This is a genomic window from Christiangramia echinicola DSM 19838 (assembly GCF_000423065.1).
In the GTDB taxonomy this organism is placed as follows: Bacteria; Bacteroidota; Bacteroidia; order Flavobacteriales; family Flavobacteriaceae; genus Christiangramia; species Christiangramia echinicola.
The window spans coordinates 412,625-433,926 of record NZ_AUHG01000012.1; the positions used below are offsets into that span (position 1 = coordinate 412,625).

Annotated in this window: 17 protein-coding genes; 13 read left to right on the plus strand and 4 right to left on the minus strand. The window is 37.0% G+C overall.

What is annotated here, in order from left to right:
* Positions 1–59: 59 nt before the first annotated feature.
* From G530_RS0111220 to G530_RS0111245, 6 genes are all read left to right on the plus strand, one after another.
* Positions 60–512 carry a MarR family winged helix-turn-helix transcriptional regulator gene (locus G530_RS0111220; protein WP_026934629.1) on the plus strand — a complete coding sequence of 151 codons (453 nt, stop codon included), beginning with the start codon at positions 60–62 and terminating at the stop codon, positions 510–512.
* 18 nt (positions 513–530) lie between these two features.
* Positions 531–2,936 (plus strand): 3-hydroxyacyl-CoA dehydrogenase/enoyl-CoA hydratase family protein, encoded by a 2,406-nt coding sequence (locus G530_RS0111225; protein WP_026934630.1) that lies wholly within the window; start codon positions 531–533, stop codon positions 2,934–2,936.
* A gap of 30 nt (positions 2,937–2,966) precedes the next feature.
* Positions 2,967–3,317 carry a four helix bundle protein gene (locus G530_RS0111230; protein ID WP_026934631.1) on the plus strand — a complete coding sequence of 117 codons (351 nt, stop codon included), beginning with the start codon at positions 2,967–2,969 and terminating at the stop codon, positions 3,315–3,317.
* Between the two features lie 44 nt (positions 3,318–3,361).
* Complete coding sequence (locus G530_RS0111235; protein WP_026934632.1) at positions 3,362–4,552, plus strand: acetyl-CoA C-acyltransferase; 1,191 nt, start codon at positions 3,362–3,364, stop codon at positions 4,550–4,552.
* A gap of 109 nt (positions 4,553–4,661) precedes the next feature.
* On the plus strand, positions 4,662–6,470 hold the full coding sequence (locus G530_RS0111240) for an acyl-CoA dehydrogenase family protein (protein WP_026934633.1): 1,809 nt from the start codon (positions 4,662–4,664) through the stop codon (positions 6,468–6,470).
* A gap of 163 nt (positions 6,471–6,633) precedes the next feature.
* On the plus strand, positions 6,634–7,698 hold the full coding sequence (locus tag G530_RS0111245) for a zinc metalloprotease (protein ID WP_026934634.1): 1,065 nt from the start codon (positions 6,634–6,636) through the stop codon (positions 7,696–7,698).
* Positions 7,699–7,764: 66 nt separating this feature from the next.
* On the opposite strand, the gene G530_RS0111250 is transcribed toward G530_RS0111245, so the two are convergent.
* Positions 7,765–8,754, minus strand: a complete 990-nt coding sequence (locus G530_RS0111250) for a hypothetical protein (protein WP_026934635.1) — start codon at positions 8,752–8,754, stop codon at positions 7,765–7,767.
* A 226-nt stretch (positions 8,755–8,980) separates the two neighbouring features.
* On the opposite strand from G530_RS0111250, the gene G530_RS16830 reads away from it, so the two are divergent.
* Positions 8,981–10,762 carry a mechanosensitive ion channel family protein gene (locus G530_RS16830; RefSeq protein WP_035716304.1) on the plus strand — a complete coding sequence of 594 codons (1,782 nt, stop codon included), beginning with the start codon at positions 8,981–8,983 and terminating at the stop codon, positions 10,760–10,762.
* Between the two features lie 317 nt (positions 10,763–11,079).
* On the opposite strand, the gene G530_RS0111260 is transcribed toward G530_RS16830, so the two are convergent.
* Entirely contained in the window at positions 11,080–12,876 is a 1,797-nt protein-coding gene (locus G530_RS0111260; RefSeq protein WP_026934636.1) for a glycoside hydrolase family 15 protein, read from the minus strand.
* A 95-nt stretch (positions 12,877–12,971) separates the two neighbouring features.
* Here G530_RS0111260 and G530_RS0111265 point away from each other — a divergent pair, with 95 nt between their 5' ends.
* The 5 genes from G530_RS0111265 (at position 12,972) to G530_RS17635 (ending at position 18,383) form a co-directional block, all read left to right on the plus strand.
* Positions 12,972–15,185: a bifunctional alpha,alpha-trehalose-phosphate synthase (UDP-forming)/trehalose-phosphatase gene (locus G530_RS0111265; RefSeq protein ID WP_026934637.1), complete on the plus strand. Its 2,214-nt coding sequence runs from the start codon at positions 12,972–12,974 to the stop codon at positions 15,183–15,185.
* A 102-nt stretch (positions 15,186–15,287) separates the two neighbouring features.
* Positions 15,288–15,608: a YtxH domain-containing protein gene (locus G530_RS0111270; RefSeq protein ID WP_084519458.1), complete on the plus strand. Its 321-nt coding sequence runs from the start codon at positions 15,288–15,290 to the stop codon at positions 15,606–15,608.
* Between the two features lie 106 nt (positions 15,609–15,714).
* A complete protein-coding gene (locus G530_RS0111275; protein ID WP_026934639.1) occupies positions 15,715–17,067 on the plus strand; it encodes a M28 family metallopeptidase in 1,353 nt (450 codons plus the stop codon).
* Positions 17,068–17,378: 311 nt separating this feature from the next.
* Positions 17,379–17,582: a hypothetical protein gene (locus G530_RS16835; protein ID WP_035716245.1), complete on the plus strand. Its 204-nt coding sequence runs from the start codon at positions 17,379–17,381 to the stop codon at positions 17,580–17,582.
* A gap of 12 nt (positions 17,583–17,594) precedes the next feature.
* A complete protein-coding gene (locus tag G530_RS17635) occupies positions 17,595–18,383 on the plus strand; it encodes a PRC-barrel domain-containing protein (protein WP_156888623.1) in 789 nt (262 codons plus the stop codon).
* 81 nt (positions 18,384–18,464) lie between these two features.
* On the opposite strand, the gene G530_RS0111290 is transcribed toward G530_RS17635, so the two are convergent.
* Complete coding sequence (locus G530_RS0111290; RefSeq protein WP_026934640.1) at positions 18,465–19,430, minus strand: App1 family protein; 966 nt, start codon at positions 19,428–19,430, stop codon at positions 18,465–18,467.
* A gap of 71 nt (positions 19,431–19,501) precedes the next feature.
* On the opposite strand from G530_RS0111290, the gene G530_RS0111295 reads away from it, so the two are divergent.
* Positions 19,502–20,383 carry a diacylglycerol/lipid kinase family protein gene (locus G530_RS0111295; protein WP_026934641.1) on the plus strand — a complete coding sequence of 294 codons (882 nt, stop codon included), beginning with the start codon at positions 19,502–19,504 and terminating at the stop codon, positions 20,381–20,383.
* Here G530_RS0111295 and G530_RS0111300 read toward each other — a convergent pair.
* Complete coding sequence (locus G530_RS0111300) at positions 20,380–21,300, minus strand: GyrI-like domain-containing protein (protein WP_026934642.1); 921 nt, start codon at positions 21,298–21,300, stop codon at positions 20,380–20,382. The genes G530_RS0111295 and G530_RS0111300 overlap by 4 nt on opposite strands.
* Positions 21,301–21,302 lie beyond the last annotated feature (2 nt).

Below are 21,302 nucleotides of genomic sequence, written 5' to 3' on the forward strand. Positions count from 1 at the left end.
CGTATTTTATTATGCATGCATAATATTTTTTCCTAACTTTGGATTCATTCAAAATCCAGATGAAAGAAAAAACGATTGATTATGTTTTACGTGCAACCTGGATGGCCGTCTCAAAAATGTATAATGAGGAAGCCGGAAAAGCAGGAAGCACAATGGCTACAGGATTTGCCCTATTAAGTATAGATCCTGAGGACGGTACCCCATCTACTTCGCTTGGCCCTAAAATGGGAATGGAAGCCACCAGTCTTTCCAGGATTCTCAAAACTATGGAGGAAAAAGGCCTTATCATCAGGAAAAAGAATCCTAATGACGGTCGTAGTGTACTTATCTATTTAACCGAATTCGGGAAAGAGATGAGAGACTATTCAAAACGGGTTGTTCTAAGGTTTGATGAAGCCGTTAAGGAAAATGTTTCAGATAAAGATCTGAAGACCTTTATAGAAGTAGCTAATACCATACTGGAACTAATAAGCGAAAAGAAAATATATACCGAAGAAATAAGTATCAGATAAAATAATAAAAACCAGAAAATGAAAAGAAGGATTAATAAAGTTGCAGTTGTAGGATCCGGAATTATGGGTAGCGGTATCGCTTGCCATTTCGCTAATATTGGCGTAGAAGTCTTACTTCTGGACATAGTTCCTCGTGAACTTAACGAAAAGGAAAAGAAAAAAGGCCTGAGCCTGGATGATAAAGTTGTTCGTAATAGAATTGTGAACGATTCACTTCAGGATTCTGTAAAATCTAAGCCCTCTCCTATTTACCATAAAGATTTTGTGAATAGAATCACAACAGGAAACCTGGAAGATGATATTTCAAAAGTTTCTGAGGTAGACTGGATCATTGAGGTGGTTGTTGAACGTCTTGATATTAAAAAACAGGTTTTTGAAAACCTTGAGAAGCACAGAAAGTCAGGAACTTTGATCACTTCAAATACTTCTGGTATTCCAATTAATTTTATGACCGAAGGTCGTAGTGATGATTTCAAGAAACATTTCTGCGGAACGCACTTCTTTAACCCACCAAGATATTTGAGGTTATTTGAGATCATTCCTGGAAAGGAAACTTCAAATGATGTTCTTGAGTTCCTTGAGATGTACGGCGAGAAATTCCTAGGGAAAAAGGCAGTTCTGGCAAAAGACACTCCTGCATTTATAGGTAACAGAATCGGGATTTTTTCTATTATGAGTCTTTTCCATATGGTAAAGGATATGGGAATGACCATAGAAGAGGTTGATAAGCTTACCGGTCCTGTAATTGGGCGCCAGAAATCGGCAACCTTTAGAACTGTTGATGTTGTTGGATTAGATACTCTAGTTCACGTTGCAAATGGTCTACATGAAAATGTACCTAATGATGAGCAGCACGATCTGTTTGCTCTGCCCGATTTCATCAACACCATGATGGAGAACAAATGGTTAGGTAGTAAAACAGGACAGGGATTCTATAAGAAAATAAAGAAAGAAGACGGTTCAAGTGAGATCAAATCTTTAGATCTGGATACCTTAGAATATCGCGATCAGAAGAAAGCTTCCTTTGCAACACTGGAAATGACAAAAACAATCGACAATGTTGCCGATCGTTTTGAGGTGCTGGTAAATGGAAAAGATAAAGCCGGAGAATTCTACAGAAAGACTTTCTCGGCACTTTTCGCATATGTATCGAATCGTATACCAGAAATTTCAGATGAACTTTATAAGATAGACGATGCCATGAAAGCCGGTTTCGGTTGGGAACACGGTCCATTCCAGATCTGGGATGCGATTGGAGTTCAGAAAGGTATCGAAATGATGAAAGAGCAGGGTTACGAACCTGCTGCATGGGTTACTGAAATGCTGGAAAGTGGAAGCGACAGTTTCTACACCGTTAAAGAAGGAAATACCTACTATTATAATTTAGACGATAAAAAACAAACCAAAGTTCCTGGTCAGGATGCATTTATAATTCTGGACAATATCAGGGAATCTAAGGAAGTCTTCAAGAACAGCGGCGTAGTTGTCGAAGATCTTGGCGATGGAATCCTGAATGTAGAATTCAGAAGTAAAATGAATTCTATTGGTGGTGATGTTCTTGACGGTATTAATAAAGCCATAGATATTGCTGAAAAAGACTATCAGGGACTGGTTGTGGCCAATAACGGTAAAAACTTCTCTGTAGGGGCAAATATCGGGATGATCTTTATGATGGCTGTGGAGCAGGAATATGAAGAGCTGAACATGGCGATCAAATACTTCCAGGACACCATGATGAGAATGCGCTACTCCTCTATTCCAACTGTTGCTGCACCACATGCGATGACACTTGGTGGTGGATGTGAAATGTCTTTACATGCAGATATGGTTGTTGCTGCTGCTGAAACCTACATCGGATTAGTAGAATTTGGTGTTGGTGTGATCCCCGGTGGTGGTGGAACCAAAGAAATGACGGTTAGAGCTGCAGATACTTTTCAGAAAGATGATGTAGAGCTAAACCGACTAAGGGAAAACTTCCTTACTATAGGAATGGCAAAGGTATCTACTTCAGCTTATGAAGCTTATGACCTGAACCTACTTCAGAAAGGAAAAGATATAGTGGTAGTAAATCCAGATAGACAATTGGCGATCGCTAAGAAACATGCTTTGCTAATTGCCGAAAACGGATATACTCAACCTATTGCACGTAAGGATATTAAAGTTCTTGGTAAACAGGCATTGGGTGCTTTCTTAGTGGGAACAGACCAGATGGCTGCAGGAAAATATATCAGCGAACATGATAAGAAGATCGCGAACAAACTAGCTTATGTAATGGCCGGTGGTGATCTATCATCGAATCAGTTGGTAAGTGAACAATATTTATTAGAACTGGAACGAGAAGCATTCCTATCGCTTACAGGAGAAAGAAAAACCCTGGAGCGTCTTCAGCATATGCTGAAAAAGGGGAAACCGCTACGTAATTAGTAGTTAGTATTGAGTAAAGAGTATTTAGAAATGCACAAATTAGAAGATTTAAAAGTTTGGAACAAAGCGATGAAAGTTGCTGAAGAGATTTATGTCTTGAGTTCCGGTTTTCCTTCTTCTGAAAAATTTGGCTTAACCAGCCAGATTCGAAGAAGTGCTGTTTCTATTGCTTCTAATATAGCTGAAGGGGCCGGGAGAAATACGAAAGGTGAATTCAGAAACTTTTTAAGTATTGCCAGCGGTTCTTCCTATGAACTTTTTACTCAATTAACTTTAGCTTATAAATTAAAACTTACTTCTCAGAATTTGGTGGATCCAATTTTGGAGGAAGTTGTTGAGATTCAAAAAATGAATTACTCTTTAATAAAAACTTTAGTGTAATGTTTATCTCAATACTCATTACTAAATTCTAAATACTAAAAACAATGAAAACAGCATATATAGTAAAAGCATATAGAACCGCAGTAGGGAAAGCTCCAAGAGGTGTATTTCGCTTTAAGAGACCTGATGAACTGGCTGCGGAAACCATCCAGTACATGATGGATAAATTACCAGATTTCGACAAGACGCGAATTGACGACGTGATGGTTGGAAACGCCATGCCGGAAGCAGAACAGGGATTAAATGTTGGTAGATTGATCTCACTCATGGGATTAAAGATCGAAGACGTTCCCGGTATGACCGTGAATAGATATTGTGCATCAGGATTGGAAACGATCTCTATTGCAACAGCGAAAATTCAAAATGGAATGGCCGATTGTGTGATCGCAGGAGGAGCGGAGAGTATGAGTTATATCCCTATGGGAGGTTATAAACCGGTACCAGATTATAAAGTCGCCAAAGAAGGTAACGAAGATTATTACTGGGGAATGGGATTAACTGCGGAAGCAGTTGCGAATAAATACAAGGTTTCTCGTGAAGACCAGGATGAGTTCGCTTATAACTCTCATCAAAAAGCGATCAAAGCCCAGGCTGAAGATCGTTTTCAGGATCAGATCGTTCCAATCAACATTGATGAGACTTATGTAGATGATAATGGTAAAAAACAAACCAGATCTTACACTGTAAATAAAGACGAGGGTCCAAGAAAAGATACTTCCATTGAAGTTCTTAATAAACTACGCCCGGTGTTTGCTGAAGGCGGAAGTGTTACAGCAGGTAACTCTTCCCAGATGAGTGATGGTGCAGCCTTCGTAATGGTAATGAGCGAGGATATGGTGAAAGAATTAAACCTTGAACCAATCGCCAGAATGGTAAGTTACTCAGCAGTTGGTGTAGAGCCGAGAATTATGGGTATCGGGCCGGTTCATGCAATCCCGAAGGCATTAAAGCAAGCCGGACTAAAGCAGGATGATATAGAACTAACCGAATTGAATGAAGCATTTGCCTCCCAATCCTTAGCAGTTATTAGAGAGTTAGGTTTAGACAAGGATAAAGTAAACCCTAATGGTGGAGCCATTTCTATGGGTCACCCGCTTGGATGTACTGGGGCAAAACTTTCAGTTCAGATCTTTGATGAAATGCGTAAGCGTGAATTAAAGGACAAGCATTGCATGGTCACCATGTGTGTGGGTACAGGACAGGGTGCAGCCGGAGTATTTGAATTTTTGAACTAGAATTGAGTATTGAGATCTTAGTAATGAGATTTCTAATTACATAAAAATTAAAAACAACTTATAAAGTGAGATTCTCAATACTAATATCTCACATCTAATTACTTTAAAAATGAGTACAGAAACAACAAAAAAAGATCTTTTAAGAGGTGGTCAGTTCTTAGTAAAAGAGACTAAGTGCGAAGACGTTTTTACACCAGAAGATTTTAATGAGGAACAAAAGATGATGCGTGATTCCGTTAAGGAATTTGTTGAAAGAGAAATTTGGCCTCATAAAGAAGAATTTGAAAAGAAAAATTATGCATTAACTGAAGAGGTAATGCGCAAAGCCGGGGAACTTGGTTTCCTTGGAGTTGCAGTTCCAGAAGAATATGACGGTCTAGGAATGGGATTCGTTTCTACCATGCTAGTTTGTGACTATATATCTGGAGCTACAGGATCTGTAGCCACCGCTTTTGGTGCGCATACAGGAATTGGTACGATGCCAATTACTCTATACGGAACAGAAGAGCAAAAGAAAAAATATGTACCAAAACTTGCCACGGGTGGATGGTTTGGCGCTTACTGTTTAACTGAACCTGGAGCAGGATCTGATGCAAATTCAGGAAAAACTAAAGCTGTACTTTCTGATGACGGTAAGCATTACAGCATTAGCGGACAGAAAATGTGGATTTCCAATGCAGGATTTGCTAACGTTTTCATCGTATTTGCAAGAATCGAAGATGATAAGAATATCACCGGATTTATCGTAGAAAATGATAAAGACAACGGAATCAGTTTTGGTGAAGAAGAAAAGAAATTAGGTATTCACTCCTCTTCTACTCGCCAGGTATTCTTCAACGATACTAAAGTACCGGTTGAAAATATGCTTTCTGAAAGAGGTAACGGATTTAAGATCGCGATGAACGCTCTTAATGTTGGGCGTATCAAATTAGCAGCAGCTTCTCTTGATGCTCAAAGAAGAGTTACAGATCTTTCAGTAAAATATGCAAATGACAGAATTCAGTTTGATACTCCAATTGCAAAATTTGGAGCTATCAAATCTAAACTAGCTGAAATGGCTACATCGGCGTATGTTGGTGAAGCAGCCTCTTATCGTGCCGCTAAGAATATCGAGGACAGAATTAATATCCGCCTTGAAGAAGGAGCTTCACATTCTGAAGCCGAATTGAAAGGTGTTGAAGAATATGCCATAGAATGTTCTATTCTTAAAGTTGCATGTTCTGAAGATGTACAGAACTGTAGTGACGAAGGTATCCAGGTTTTTGGAGGTATGGGATTCTCTGCAGATACTCCAATGGAATCTGCGTGGAGAGATGCTCGTATTGCTCGTATCTACGAAGGAACCAATGAGATCAACAGAATGCTATCTGTGGGCATGTTGGTTAAAAAAGCTATGAAAGGACATGTAGATCTACTTGGTCCTGCGACGAAAGTGGCTGATGAACTTACTGGAATTCCATCAATGGACAAACCTGATTATTCTGAACTTTTTGCTGAAGAGAAGGAAATGGTTGCCAAGCTTAAGAAAGTTTTCTTAATGGTAGCTGGTAGCGCCGTTCAGAAATTTGGACCACAACTGGAAGAACATCAACAATTATTGATGGCGGCTTCAGATATTCTTATTGAAATTTATATGGCCGAATCTGGTATCCTTAGAGCTGAAAAGAACGCCAAAAAACTAGGTGTAGATGCTCAGAAAGAAGAGATTGCAATGGCAAAATTATATTTATACCATGCTGTAGATACCGTGATTGTAAAAGCAAAAGAAGGTATTGGATCCTTTGCTGAGGGTGATGAACAACGTATGATGTTTATGGGACTTAAGCGTTTCACTAAATACACGAATCAGCCAAATGTAGTTGCATTGAGAAATACAATTGCAGAAAAACTGACTTCAGAAAATAAATATTGTTTCTAATGGAAACATTCTTTTAAACTGAAAAAAGCCACTCAAATTGAGTGGCTTTTTTTTGCCATAATAACACTTCAGATGTTAAATTATAAAGATTTATACTTATTTTCTTAAGATTATTTAAAGATTTAAATATATTCGAGCAAAATCAAACAAAACCCTATTAATTATGAAAAAAGTTATTTTAGGAATAGCTGCAATGGCTTTCCTATTTGCTTCCTGTGAGCAAGACCCAAATCAAACTATCGTTGAGGAGCAGCAGGAGGCTCAGATAGACATGAGCGATTTTTATCTTTATACCGATTCTTCAGATGAGAAAAGATCAGAAAATGCTCCTGAAAAGTGCTACTCAATGAAGAACCTTAACCGACTTCTGAATGAGAAAAAAGGTCTACACAAAAAAATGTATGATGTGGAAGCACATACCAGAAAAATTCTTGCTAAAAAACCTGATGGTGTCGGAAACGGCAATGGAGGTGGCGGAAACGACGGTGGTGGTGGAACCACAGATCCGGGAGATAACCTTGGTGTTGTGAATATTCCTGTAGTAGTACATGTTATCTACAGTAATTCACAGGAAAACATTTCAGATCAACAGATCAATTCTCAAATATCTGTATTAAATTCAGATTTTGCTGCTAGCAACAATGATGCTAATAATGTTCCTTCTGAATTTGCTGGTTTAGTTGCAGATTCAGAAATTTCTTTTACTCTAGCTGAAGTTAGACGTGAAGCAAATTCAAGAACTTCATGGGGAACGAGAGATGATATGAAATATGCTTATCCTCCTGTTTCACCAGCAAACACTCTTAATATCTGGGTTTGTAACATTGGTGGAGGTATCCTTGGATACGCTCAATTTCCTGGAGGTCCAGCATCTACTGACGGTGTAGTTATTTCTCCTCAGTATTTCGGTACAACAGGATACGTTTCTGCTCCATTTGATAAAGGTAGAACCGCAACTCACGAAGTAGGTCACTACCTTAACCTTCGTCACATCTGGGGTGATGGTAGATGTAAGCAAGATGATTTTGTAGCTGATACACCTGAGTCTGATGGACCAAACTACGGATGTCCATCTTACCCTACTGTTAACTGTAGAAATACAGATATGACGATGAACTACATGGATTATACGAATGATGCTTGTATGTATATGTTCTCTGAAGGACAGAAATCTCGTATGAGAACTTTGTTTATGGATGGAGGAGCTAGAACAGGTTTTATAAACTAGATCTGTTTTTTTATAGAATATAAAAGCCACCCAATCTGGGTGGCTTTTTTTTCCTGTCAATTTATTCTATCTTTTTGACCATGAAGCCCAATTACTGCAGTGCCCGGCTTCATCAGTTCTTTGAATATCTGTATAAGCTCCTCCAACATATCCGGCGTTCATTACGGCCCTTGGTGAGAAGTGAAATTTTTCATTCGAATTTGTTTGAAATAACTTTCCAAAATGCGCCTGACTCAAACCATGACCTGCTTCATGCAGCGCAATGCTTTCTACATCAAATGTACTACCATCATTCCAGGTAAAGTTATCATTATAGTAAATCTCTCTCCATGCGACATCACTTTTTCCGTTGTTATCAAGGTCTATTGGAATCCCAAACTCATCTGTATAATTTATTGTAAAGGTTACGCCAATAACTGAATCTGACCCGCCTTCAGACCCGAATATAATAGGTATATCAAAAAATTCTGCTGGCAACCACCCGCTATGAACTACATCTCCAAAATAATCATAGCTTCCACCAAAATCTGTGGTAGTATATCCAAGGTCGAATAATAATTTGGTAATATAACCAGTGGAAACTATTTCTTCTGGTACATATTCATAGATTCCAAGATCTGAACAAGTTAATTCATCCCAGGTATTCATTGCCCTGTCTATTGCAGCATTAGTAACATTTACATCTAAATCTTTAGAGGGGCGACTATTATCTACATAGTAAGATATATCTGAAGTTCCATCTTCAGATAAAAATGGCACAAAATCAAAACTCAGTTTTTTATTCCCTCTATTATTAAAATAAATTGTATTCCCTATCTGTCCGCTTTCGGTACTGGTTATATATTCGGCCATAGCCAGGGCAACATAAGTATCCTTAGATTGTTTTTTACCAGATGCAGGGTTTTTCAATTTCATTACCGGACTATCAATATTACGGTAAAGCGGTTCGGGAGTAAATTCTTGCTGATCTGAGAAGTTATAATCCGCTTCGCTTTCTGTACTACAGGAAATTAAAATAAGGCATAGAAATAGTGAGAAAAGATTGATTGCTTTCATAATTTTTAATTTAGTTGTTAATGGTTTTCTAAATATAGAATTAATTTTTAACAACCTGAAGATCAAATATTTAAATACATTTTTTAATATCTCTAAGAGTTATTATTGTAGATTCTTAAGACTTAATTTTAAAGGAAAAATCATACTTAATTTCTTTTTGGTAAATTTCAAATTTTATTGCTGTAGGGATTTATACTATCTTTCAATGCCGACCAAAAAAATTCTAATGACCTCAATAAAAGTCAAATTTCTCATCCTCTTAATTTATTTAATACCCTATGTTGGGTTTGCTTTTCAACAGGAAAAGGATACTGCCAATCAATCTAAAGATCAAAAATTACCCAGCAAAGCAACTGTTCTTAGCGATTCCATGGCTATTGCTACTAACGATATAGGAGAATATGCAGATGCCTACTACCAGACACAGCAATGGAATGAAGGTATAGGTTTCCCTCCTAACACAATAAATCTACAGTCTCCTCAAGCAGCTCTCGAACATTTTATAGTACAATCCAGAAATAATAAATTTGAAGAGGCTATTTATGCAATGAATTTTAATTTGTTGCCTGATAATATTTCCAAAGCAGATGCAGCTATACTCGCTGAAAAACTACATTTTGTTCTGGAGCAGCGAATTTCTATAGCCTGGGATGGCCTCCCCGATCGTCCAGATGGACAAGTAGATGTTAGCACCTCCACAAACGCAGCGGTTGCTGGCAAACCCAGGAGAAGTATTCTCTTTGGTACGACTACGCTGGACGATCGTGATATTGCGTTTAGGGTTCAACGAGTTAAATACAAGGATGAGCATCCTATATGGTTGATCTCTTCTCAAACCGTTGAAAATACTGAACCTCTTTACACCGTCTATGGTCCAAGAAAACTGGACAGAATGATTCCTAAATGGATAAGTTTCGAAATTCTAGGAATACCGATTTGGAAGGTTGTAGGGACACTATTACTTTTCCTTATCTGCTACTTGATCGCCAAGGGTATAACCGCAATTATAAGAAAAACGTTTTCAGGGGTGGACCCGTACTGGATCCGGAATATTGCGAATAGATTAGCGTCTCCTGCAGGAGCTGCCATAGGAATACTGGCTTTTTATTTATTACTCAATAATTTAATTTCATTTACTGGCTCCTTTGCCAAAGGTATTTACACGTTCATTTTAATTGTTCTTATAACCATATTTACCTGGCTTATCATGCGGGTAATAGATTATGTCATGGACTTTTTTGCCGTTCATAAGGTTGGAGATATTAGGACCGAAGAGGATAATCAGGCAAAAAGTTTAATGACTTATATCTCCGTTGGTAGACGAATATTTATTTTTATAGTCGTGATCATTGGTGCTTCAGTGATGTTCTCTCAGTTTCCATCTCTCGAGAAGCTAGGTATATCACTAATGGCTTCCGCAGGAATCGCCACAGTAGTAGTTGGTATTGCAGCACAAAGTACTCTAGGAAATATCATAGCCGGGGTTCAGATCGCTCTAACACGTCCTGCGAAGATTGGTGATGCTGTGATCATTGAAGGTGAATATGGATTTGTAGAGGACATTACCTTTACCTACATGGTGGTTAATACTTTTAAATTGAGAAGAGTAGTCATCCCTTTAACCAATGTGATTTCTGAAAGTTTTGAGAACCTGTCTATGTCAAATCCTCAAAACATCATGGAGATCGAGTTATTTGTAGATCATCGAATAGATGTACAGAAAGTACGCGAAAAATTCTCCGAATTATTAAAAGCATCAGATAACTGGGATGGAGATGAAAATAGATCACCTCTGGTCGAAGCTTCAGGAATGGATCATAATTACCTTAAATTAAGATGCCTGGTAAGTGCAAAAGATTTTCCAACTGCATGGATTCTTCATTGTGAGCTTAGGGAAAATATTATGCGATACATCAGTGAACTCGAAGATGGGATCTATTTGAAAAGAGAGCGAGTTGCTCTTGATAGCAAATATTCAGAAGAAGAAAAAAATGAAGAGCAAGGCTAAGACCATGTTAGTCCAATTAAACCTGGTTTAGCCTATCTAAAAATCATCAATTTTAAATGAACCCATCCTGATTTAAATTAGAATTAGCCTGAAACATAATACTATATTTGAGGCAACATATGAGATCGTAGGTGATCTTTACACAGTTGGTATTAAATTAAATGTGGCGTGTATTTATTCTTTAATTCCGGGTAATAAAATATTTGCCCACTGCCCTTCACCTCGAAGTATTTCTTCGAAAGAAAATACTGCAATTTATTCAGCCGGATTTTACCGTATCTAAGACCCCAATTTCTATAAAATAAAGATCCTGAAATTTAATCCTGATACAACATACCTTCGGTAGCTATTCCTTTGCTGAAATTAGCCGCAGTTTCTATCAATGCCAAATGAGAATATGCCTGCGGGAAATTCCCCAGCAATCTTTTAGTCTTAAAGTCTATATCCTCACTGAATAGTCCCAGGTGATTGCTGTATGAAAGTAGCTGATCAAACATTTCTTTAGCCTTTTTCTTCTCCCCTATTTTGAATAAACTATCAATCAGCCAGAAGGTACAAATGGTAAACGAAGATGTCGGTTTACCAAAATCATCATTATTCTTATACCTATACATCAGGCCATCTTCACATAATTCTTTTTCTGTAGCCTGCACCGTACTTATAAAGCGTGGATCATCTGCTTCTATAAAACCATAAGGCTGCATTAATAAAGTAGAAGCATCAAGATCTGAAGATCCATAATACTGAGTGTAAGCCTGTTTCTCCTCATTCCAACCATTCTGGTATATATCCTGATAAATCTCTTCTCTCAGGCTCTTCCATTTGGTATCGTTGATTCCCATTCTAAGGACTTCGCCAATTTTTATAGCCCTATCTACAGCTACCCAGCAGAGGAGTTTAGAGAATACAAAATGACGATCTTCGGTTCTTAATTCCCAGATACCTTTATCGGGTTTCTTCCAGTTTTCCTGAACAATCATCACTATACCTCTTACCAACGTCCATAACTCCTCTGAATTTTCCAGGGAAGTTTCGAACATCAAGAATTGCTGATAGATCACTTCCATTAATATCCCGTAGATATCATTTTGCTTCTGAATATACGCTGCATTACCAGTACGAACCGGATGCGAATCTTTATATCCACTTAAATGGTTTAAAATATGTTCTGTAAGTTCTTTTTCACCATTAATACCATACATGATCTGTATCTTCTCATCTTTATGTGGAATGATATTAATGATAAATTGAAGAAATTCCCTAGCAGACTTAATATGCCCCAATCCTGCCATTACCTTAATAACCATGGACGCGTCCCGAATCCAGCAAAATCTGTAATCCCAGTTACGCTCCTCCCCTATAGTTTCTGGCAAGGAAGTGGTTGCAGCCGCAAGTACAGCTCCCGACTTTTTATAACTTAAAGCTTTTAAGACCAGTGCACTTCTCATGATCTCATTACCATAGTGAGTATAGCGGGTAGTTTTATCACTCCAGTTCATCCAGTAAACCTTGGTTCTCTGAAATTTCAGGTATGATCTATCCAGTGTTTGTTCTATCAACTTTTCATGGTAGCCCACGAGACAATATGCATTACCGGTTAAAGTGATCTCTTTTCTATCTATTATATCCTGAAGGTCAAAACTTGAATAGAAAAATGCAGAATCATATTTCCCTTCTTTTGTAAAACTTTTTATGTATTCACCCTTGTGCTCGCTATACGTTTTTTCCCTGGCGAAATCCAGCTTGGGATCATACTTTATAGCAAATTTTGGCTTTCCGCTTATCAATCTAAAAAACCTGATAATATCTGGTGGAGCATAATATGAGCCATCTTCCCTTGGATACCTTGGCATAAAATCTATAAGCTGAAAAGAATCTGTGCCATTATCAAAAACTGTACTTAAGATATTCGTTTCCCATAGATACTCCTGTTTAATTTTGTAATCGTCACTAATTAGAATTTCAAAACTCCCTCCAATTTCTTCATCAAGGATCTTTGCAAACATTGCCGATGAATTAAAATTTGGCATGCAACACCAATCTAAGGATCCGGTTTTTGAAATTAAGGCCGCACTTTTACAATTACTTATTATACCGTAGTCGAGGTTATCCATATATCTTAAAAATCTTATAAATCAATGGCTGTCTGAAATGATTTTCGGAAATTTAATAAAAATCAAACTCGTCACAACAGCATTTACAATTAATTATGAGTAAAACAATCATTATTTCCAACCGGTTACCACTACAAATTTCAATAGAAGATGGTAAGCTAGAAGTCACTCCCAGTGTAGGTGGACTTGCAACAGGCTTAAAATCATTTCATAAGGATGGGGATAGCGTTTGGATAGGCTGGCCGGGACTTACAGAAGAAGAAATTCCGGAGAATTTAAAGGAAGATGTTCAGAAAAAAGCGCGCGAAGAAAATTGTGTAGCAGTCCATTTGACTTCAGACGAGATCGATGGATTTTATTATGGTTTCAGTAATCGTACTATCTGGCCTCTGTTTCATTACTTTATGGAGTATACGGAATCTGATGATGAGTACTGGAAATCCTACCAACAGGTTAATCAAAAATATGCTGATGAAATTCTAAAACATTATGAAGAAGGGGATGTTATATGGGTTCACGATTATCAGCTTCTTCTGGTTCCAAACATGATTCGGGAACAAAGGCCTGAGGCTGTGATTGGATTTTTTAACCATATCCCATTTCCTTCTTATGAGGTTTTCAGGACATTACCCTGGAGAGATGAAGTGTTAAAAGGTGTCCTTGGAGCAGATCTCATTGGTTTCCATACCTACGACTATGAGCGTCACTTCTTAAGTTCCGTAAGTCGTATTTTGAGACATCAGGTAGATTTTAATGAAATCACTCTCCCAGACAGGATCGTAAAGGTAGATTCTTTCCCGATGGGTATAGACTATAAGAAATTTGAACAGGCCGCCTTAGATCATTTTGAGAGTACGGCTGCAGATCAGTCTGAATTACAAAAAAGACTGGATCACCACCTGGAGGCTACGCCCGATGCTAAAATGATTTTAAGTATAGACAGGTTGGATTATACAAAAGGTATAGCTCATCGTATTAGAGCCTACGAGTATTTCCTGGATAAGAACCCTCAACATATAGAAAAGGTAAGGTTGGTTATGCTGGCTGTACCTTCCAGATCTAATGTTCCTCAATATAGACGACTTAAAAGAGAGATCGATGAACTCGTGGGTAGAATAAACGGAAAATTCTCTACTGTTAGCTGGACTCCAATCTGGTATTTCTATCGCTCTATGCCATTTAATAACCTTATAGATCTATATACTACTTGTGATATCGCATTGCTTACTCCTATAAGAGACGGGATGAATCTGGTTGCAAAAGAATATATCGCTACCAGAACCAACCATACTGGAGTGCTTATTCTCAGCGAGATGGCTGGGGCTGCTCATGAAATGAATGAGGCATTGATCATAAACCCTAATAACTTTGAGCAGGTTTCAGAAGCATTAAAAACAGCTTTTGAAATGCCTAAAGAAGAACAGATCGAAAGGAATAAAATGCTACAGAAGAGATTAAGAAGATATAGCGTTGATAAATGGGCTAATGACTTTATGAAATCGCTGCGAGCAACGAGAGAGAATAGAGATTCATTTAAATCTATAAGGATCACACCAGATATTTCTGAAGAGATCATGAATCAATTTAAAAAGGCTCAAAGGAGAATACTTTTTATAGATTATGATGGCACACTGGTGAATTTTGTTGATAAACCAGAAAATGCCCGCCCGGATGAGGAGCTAAAAGAACTAATAAGAGCATTGAATGCGCAGGAAAATACCGATGTGATCTTAATTAGTGGAAGAGATAAAAATACACTAGGTAGCTGGTGGAAGGATGTCCCGGTAGAACTCATCTCTGAACATGGCGTATGGATGCGACAAATTGATGGAGAATGGGAACTTTCTGAAAATGTAAAAAGCGAATGGATGGATGCAGTAAGACCCGTTATAGAGAATTTTGTTGATAGAACTCCCGGTACTTTTATCGAAGAAAAAAATTACTCTCTTGCGTGGCACTATAGGAAGGCAGATCCAGAGTTAGGTGAGATTCGAGCTAATGAGTTAAGCACGGTATTAAAAGAACTAATTTCTAATCGTGGACTAAGTGTGCTGGAGGGAAATAAGGTTCTTGAAATTAAAAGTAGTGATGTTAATAAAGGTAAAGCTTCCTCGAAAAAACTTATTGGGAAGAATTACGACTTCATATTTGCTATTGGTGATGACTGGACAGACGAATATATGTTCCAGGAGTTACCAGAAACATCTTATACTGTAAAAGTAGGAATCAAGAAAACGAGTGCCAGATACTATGTTGAAGGCACTCCAAAAGTTCGCAAATTACTTGAGGCATTCAAAGAAAATTTATAGCAAAAATTCCTTGTTAAATTATTTGGCAATTTTGATTAAAGTTTAAATATACATTAACTCATTGCCTATGGTGCGGGTCTGTTTTCTGCTTAATTTTACCCTATGAATTTAAATCAAACCAATTTAAAACCAAATTCTATGAAATCAGGAAAATTGTTATTAGGACTAGTATCCGGAGCTGTGGCAGGAGCAGTAGTTGGACTTTTATATGCACCTAACAAAGGTAAAGATACCCGTAAGGCTATCACAGAAAAAGGAGATGATTATATCAAAGGAGCAAATAAAAGTATTAATGACTTTACAGATTCAGTAAATCATAAAGTTGAAGCTCTTAAAGCCAAGACCAAAGCTAATTTAGCAAACTCAAAATCAGAAGAAAAAATTAATAAAGCTAAAGCTGAAATGCATAATGTAGCTAGTTAATTTATAGAAAGATTGATTATCAACAAAGCCTCGGGGATATCCTCGGGGCTTTGTTATTTTTATATTCTTGAAACTTCTGTATTTTAGAGAGCTAAAAAAAGAAACTATGAAAATCAGCCCCATTAAAATTCTAACCTTTATTTCTATTTTAGGGTCAGGCATTATTGCATATGCCCAGAATACGGATAAAAAAATTTATGACATAATAGACGAAGTTTCTGCAGATAGCATCGAGCATGATATAAAGAAACTAGCCGGTTTTGGAACCCGGAATACTTTTAGTGATACCATTTCTGACACCCGCGGGATAGGTGCTGCAAGGAGATGGATAAAATCTGAATTTGATAAAATCTCTTCTAATTGCAATAATTGCCTTGATGTCTTTTATCAAAAGGATTTTGTAACTCCTGAAGACGGAGAAAGAATACCGAAGGAAGCGTGGGTGGTAAACGTGGTTGCAATTCAAAAAGGAACCAAATACCCTAACCGCTATGTGATCATGAGCGGAGACATAGATTCCCGAGCCAGCAATACGATGGATTTCACTACAGATGCTCCTGGAGCTAATGACAATGCCAGCGGAATGGCAGGAACCATGGAAGCAGCCCGGGTACTTTCTAAATACCAATTTGAAAGCAGTATAATTTATGTAGGATTGTCTGGTGAGGAACAGGGACTTTTTGGTGGTAAAGGCCTTGCCGAATATGCCAAAAAGAATAACTGGGATATCACTGGAATTCTTAATAATGACATGATAGGAAACATTGAAGGTGTAGATGGAGTGATTGATAATAGAAGTTTCAGGATCTTTTCTGAACCAGTACCTCCTACCGAAACTGAACAGGAAAGAAGAATGAGAAGGTTTTATGGTGGTGAAGTAGATGGCATCTCGAGACAGCTTGCAAGATATATTCATAAAAATGTAGAAACCTATATGCCCGAGATGAACCCAATGATGATCTACCGCCTGGATAGATTTGGTCGTGGTGGCCATCACCGCCCCTTTAATGACTTTGGGTTTGCCGGAGTAAGAATTATGGAAGCTCATGAAAATTACAATCGCCAGCATCAGGACATTCGTACAGAAAATGGTATTGAATATGGTGATGTAGTTGAGGGAGTAAATTTTAATTATGCAAAAAAGCTAACCGCTGTAAATGCTATTAATCTGGCGAGCCTTGCGTGGGCTCCACCTGCTCCATCTAAAGTTGAAATAGGAGGAATTGTTGAACCTAGTACGAAATTAAAATGGGAGCCTGTTAAAGGCGAAATTGCTGGTTATAAAATATACTGGAGAGATACCACTGCTCCACAATGGCAATATTCAAGGTTTGTGGGCGATGTAACCGAATTTACTTTAGAAGGAATTGTAATAGACAACTATTTATTCGGGGTAACTGCAGTTGGAAAGAACGGCCATGAGAGCCTGGTTGTTTTTCCTACAGGTACGTTTAGATAACCTATACTGGATAATAGAAAATATCTGATAATGCCGGGCACGCCAAGATAACCTGTCATGAAAATGATGCTCAGAAAGAAAATAAAAATGTACATAAGAAAGCCTGAAAGCGATTACTAAAATTAATGGAGTAATCTCTTATTTACCAAATCTAAGAAAGCCGGTTAAACGATATCCGGCTTTTTTTATTGAAGAAAGAAGCCCATTCTAAACAAAAGACTAATTAACAATACTTTACACTAAGATTAGATAAAATTAGGAGCACTGCTATGTAATTTAGACTTAGATCTAACCAAAAAAAATACACGATCATGGCAGATATAAGAATCGAAAAGAAAAAACCAGTTTGGCCCTGGTTAATTCTTATAATAATTTTAGCAGTGGTGGCTTTTTTATATTTCTACGGTAGTATGGAAACAGACGAAACTGACGATATGGAGAACTCTGAGATTGAAGAGGTAACTTATAAAGGTTCAGCAACAAACCTTTATAAAAATGAAGTTGAATTTATATAAAAAATCAAAATTATGAGTACTAGAGAAAAGCATTTATATTATCTGTCTGAGTTGAAAGATTATAAGGTAAATAGTAAAGATTCAGATATAAGAGGATGGGAAGTAAAAGATTTAGATAATAATATCTTAGGAAAGGTTGATAATTTACTGGTTAACAAAGAGCTTGGCAAGGTGGTCTACGTTGATGTAGAAGTTGAACAAAGTATTATTAATGTGAATCATGATCCTTATTCCAATACTAGCAAGGCAGAATATAGTGAGTTCATTAATAAGGAAGGGGAAAATCATATTATTATCCCAATTGGATTAATTGATCTAAACCGGGATAAAAAAAATGTGATCACACATAATATCAATTATGAAACCTTTGCAGAAACAAAACGCTACAGGTCTGGTTCTAGAATTACCAGGGATTATGAACATCATGTTCTAGATTCCTATGATCGTAGACGAGAGCGTAATGAAGATCCTGAAAGAGAGAATATTAAAAAAACAGGTTCTGCATACGACCATGAAGAAACCAATGAAAGAATAAGAGATGAAAGTATAAGAAGAGAGAAAGAGCAATTAAAATACACTTCAGAGGACAGGAAAAGAAATGTTGATAATGAAACCTCTACGAAATATAAGGATGAATCTGGTAATCTTAAACCTGAAAGAACATTAGATGAAGATCTTGATTGGAAAAAAGAAGAGAGAGGGATGGAAAGTGAAGAGCATTATGACAATAGGCGTAGACGAGAACTTTCAGATGAAGAATTTTATAGAAGACAGGAATTTAATCGAAGGGATTTAGATTAGCCCCCCGACATATTAAAAGTGGAGATAATAAATATCTCCACTTTTTTTTTATTGAAGTTTTCATGCTGCGTTATTTAAGAATCATATGATCTTCTCTCTTTCAGAATGATGAATCGCTTTCTCGCTATCTCTAAAATAACAGGTGCTTACATTCATCGTCTCAATATTTGCCAGAACCCGCTGAACCTTCTTATTCTGTTTACTGGTTGTTTGCCTTATATATACCGCTTTAATATTCATAGGAAATACTTTACAGATCCTTTCATACAAGTAAGGATCATGTTGCGAATCGTCTCCCATTAGAACATACTTAAGGTGAGGATAAAAAGAAATTATATCCTTGATCTTAATAAATTTATGGTCATGATTTCCTCTACCCGAACTTACAAAATCACGAAGACCTGTCTTTATCTTTTTTAATTTGATCACAGCCTTGGGTAGACCATGAAGGTTAGCAAATTCATCTATAAAATCATAGAGATTCCATTCACTACTCGATACAAAGAAAAATGAATTGGTAGCTTCTTTACTATCCTGCCCGGCCTGACTAAGCCTGCTATAATGCTTTACCACATCATCATAAACTTTTCGTTTATTAATGTTTTTAGAAAGCATAACATATAGTTTCTTAAAAAAAGTGTTACTATGAGAGATCAAAAAAGTATCATCAATATCTGAAATGATCCCTAACTTACCAGGGTAAGGCTTCAATAACTCCCCTTTCTCAATCATCCCCACCTCATACATTTTACAGCTAATCTCATAATCGTGCCACCCAGGTTCCAGAGCGGCATTATAAGGGATGGTAAATCTAAAATAACCATCTTCCTGGGTTTTTGTGGTAACGTCCAGATCATTGAACTTTAAGCGTACTTTGAAGTTTTTCAGGGGTTTTATCCTGAACTTATGGAGAATCGCATGTGCATGTTTAATACCCCTTTTTTCGATACTGAATTTATCAGGAGCCCAGGATTCAAATAGATGCCCAAAAACCACGAGTTCACCATCATTCACATATCCGCGGTATAACTTAAGATCTAGTTTCAAAATATTGGCCTTTTTTTAAAATTCCTTCATTCCAAAATACTTAATTTTAAGCTTATCATAAAGGTTAAGGAATGAATTTTAAGGAAGTTTTATTGGTTGTAAATCCTATTGCTGGCCACACAGACAAGAAAAAGATCATTTCTGGAATTCAAGAATATCTGGAAAAAAGCAAGATAAATTTTCACTTATATTCCACAACCGGTGAAAATGACAGGGAAAATATCAAAGCTCGAATCCAGGATCATGACATAGATCGTGTTCTGGTAGCTGGTGGAGATGGGACTATAAATCTTGTCGCAGATGCAATTAAAGATTTAAACCTAACCTTAGGCATTCTACCGGCAGGTTCTGCGAACGGTCTGGCAAAGAACTTCAATATTCCAGAGGAACTGGATATGCAGATAAACGCTGCCCTGGGATCTAATTTTATAGACCTGGACTTGCTTTGCTTAAATAATATAATCTGCCTTCATTTAAGCGATTTGGGTATAAATGCAGAGTTAATTAAGAATTACGATAGTTCGGCTATTCGGGGAAAGTTCGGATATTTGATTCAGTCTATTCCCACGCTTATGCAAAGTGAATATCCTTTTGATTTTACAATAGAAACTGAAAAAGGAAAAACAAATGCTCAGGCCGTTCTATTAGGAATTGCAAATGCAAAAAAATATGGAACCGGTGCAAATGTAAATCCTCAGGGAATCCCTAATGATGGGGTATTTGAAATATTGATCTTCAAAAAATTGAGTTTAGGTGAAATTTTAAAAACTTTAAGAAATGAAACCGATCTGGATCCCGATTTTGTGGAAACTATTCCTGCTAAACAGGCTAAGGTTTTCAGTAAAAAACCTGTTGCTTTTCAAATTGATGGAGAGTATATAGGGAAAGTAACCGAAATTGACATCAAAATTCTTCCAGAAAAACTAAGGATTGCAATTCCTGAAAGCAGTTAGTTTAGAATTGGTAAATAAATTTCTGCTTTCCAGTTTAATTCGTTCATGTCTATCTTCGGGTTATCATGATAGACTTCCATTGGCCAGCCATACCGTTTATGTCCTCGCTCTCCTGCCAAATAAATAAGATCGAACCAGCTAACATGGGATAATCTGTAATTGCCGTTAAAAATTAATTTTAAAGCTTTCTTAGAAGGATATTTTTTTATCCGAATGGTGTTTGTTCCAGTGAGTTTGCTAATATCGCTAACAGGAAAACAGAAATCAAAATCTATTAGATCTTTTTCTCTATCCCAATCGGTTACTTTTAAAAATGGATAACCACTAATCCCGATCTTATTATTAAGGACAAAATTCTCTAAAGAAGAAATCGTTCGCATCATCTCCTTGGCTTTGCCCGTAAGGGGAATGTTTCTGGAGGCACTACAAATACAATCCATTGCGGGAGTTTCAACAATATTATTCGAAGGTGTAATTTTATATTGATTTTGATTGTCTCTTAGCTGTTTACTAAAATTAAGGACCTGTTTTTTAAGACTATCTATATAATTACTTTTCTGAAAAGGATTTACTATAGCAATACGATTGGTTAATTTATTCTTGGGTGATAAAACATTTAGAGTAACTGAAGTGGAACTATCATTGAGCCTTTCCAGCTCCCATTTAAATTCAAGCGATTTAGAACTATCTATTTTAATTTTCTGGGTAAGAGAATTAAAATCTTTCCTTTCTACAACTTCAATATCACCAGAATTTTCAAGACCGTTTAGTCGTTTCCATTCAGATAACTCATAAGATACAGCTCCAGGTCCATATCTGGCCGTAGTTTCGAACTGATAATCGTACTTTTTAATGAATAGATACCAACCTAAACCGGCAATTATAAGTACCAGGATCACAATTATAATTTTCTTCATGA

Bases quoted from the DNA above. Each gene is read 5' to 3' on its own strand.
- G530_RS0111225 (WP_026934630.1), top strand. From the start codon at position 531: ATGAAAAGAAGGATTAATAAAGTTGCAGTTGTAGGATCCGGAATTATG.
- G530_RS0111230 (WP_026934631.1), top strand. From the start codon at position 2,967: ATGCACAAATTAGAAGATTTAAAAGTTTGGAACAAAGCGATGAAAGTT.
- G530_RS0111300 (WP_026934642.1), bottom strand. From the start codon at position 21,300: ATGAAGAAAATTATAATTGTGATCCTGGTACTTATAATTGCCGGTTTA.
- G530_RS0111265 (WP_026934637.1), top strand. From the start codon at position 12,972: ATGAGTAAAACAATCATTATTTCCAACCGGTTACCACTACAAATTTCA.
- G530_RS0111295 (WP_026934641.1), top strand. From the start codon at position 19,502: ATGAATTTTAAGGAAGTTTTATTGGTTGTAAATCCTATTGCTGGCCAC.
- G530_RS0111250 (WP_026934635.1), bottom strand. From the start codon at position 8,754: ATGAAAGCAATCAATCTTTTCTCACTATTTCTATGCCTTATTTTAATT.
- G530_RS0111270 (WP_084519458.1), top strand. From the start codon at position 15,288: ATGAATTTAAATCAAACCAATTTAAAACCAAATTCTATGAAATCAGGA.
- G530_RS0111220 (WP_026934629.1), top strand. From the start codon at position 60: ATGAAAGAAAAAACGATTGATTATGTTTTACGTGCAACCTGGATGGCC.
- G530_RS16835 (WP_035716245.1), top strand. From the start codon at position 17,379: ATGGCAGATATAAGAATCGAAAAGAAAAAACCAGTTTGGCCCTGGTTA.
- G530_RS16830 (WP_035716304.1), top strand. From the start codon at position 8,981: ATGACCTCAATAAAAGTCAAATTTCTCATCCTCTTAATTTATTTAATA.
- G530_RS0111275 (WP_026934639.1), top strand. From the start codon at position 15,715: ATGAAAATCAGCCCCATTAAAATTCTAACCTTTATTTCTATTTTAGGG.
- G530_RS0111245 (WP_026934634.1), top strand. From the start codon at position 6,634: ATGAAAAAAGTTATTTTAGGAATAGCTGCAATGGCTTTCCTATTTGCT.
- G530_RS17635 (WP_156888623.1), top strand. From the start codon at position 17,595: ATGAGTACTAGAGAAAAGCATTTATATTATCTGTCTGAGTTGAAAGAT.
- G530_RS0111260 (WP_026934636.1), bottom strand. From the start codon at position 12,876: ATGGATAACCTCGACTACGGTATAATAAGTAATTGTAAAAGTGCGGCC.
- G530_RS0111235 (WP_026934632.1), top strand. From the start codon at position 3,362: ATGAAAACAGCATATATAGTAAAAGCATATAGAACCGCAGTAGGGAAA.
- G530_RS0111240 (WP_026934633.1), top strand. From the start codon at position 4,662: ATGAGTACAGAAACAACAAAAAAAGATCTTTTAAGAGGTGGTCAGTTC.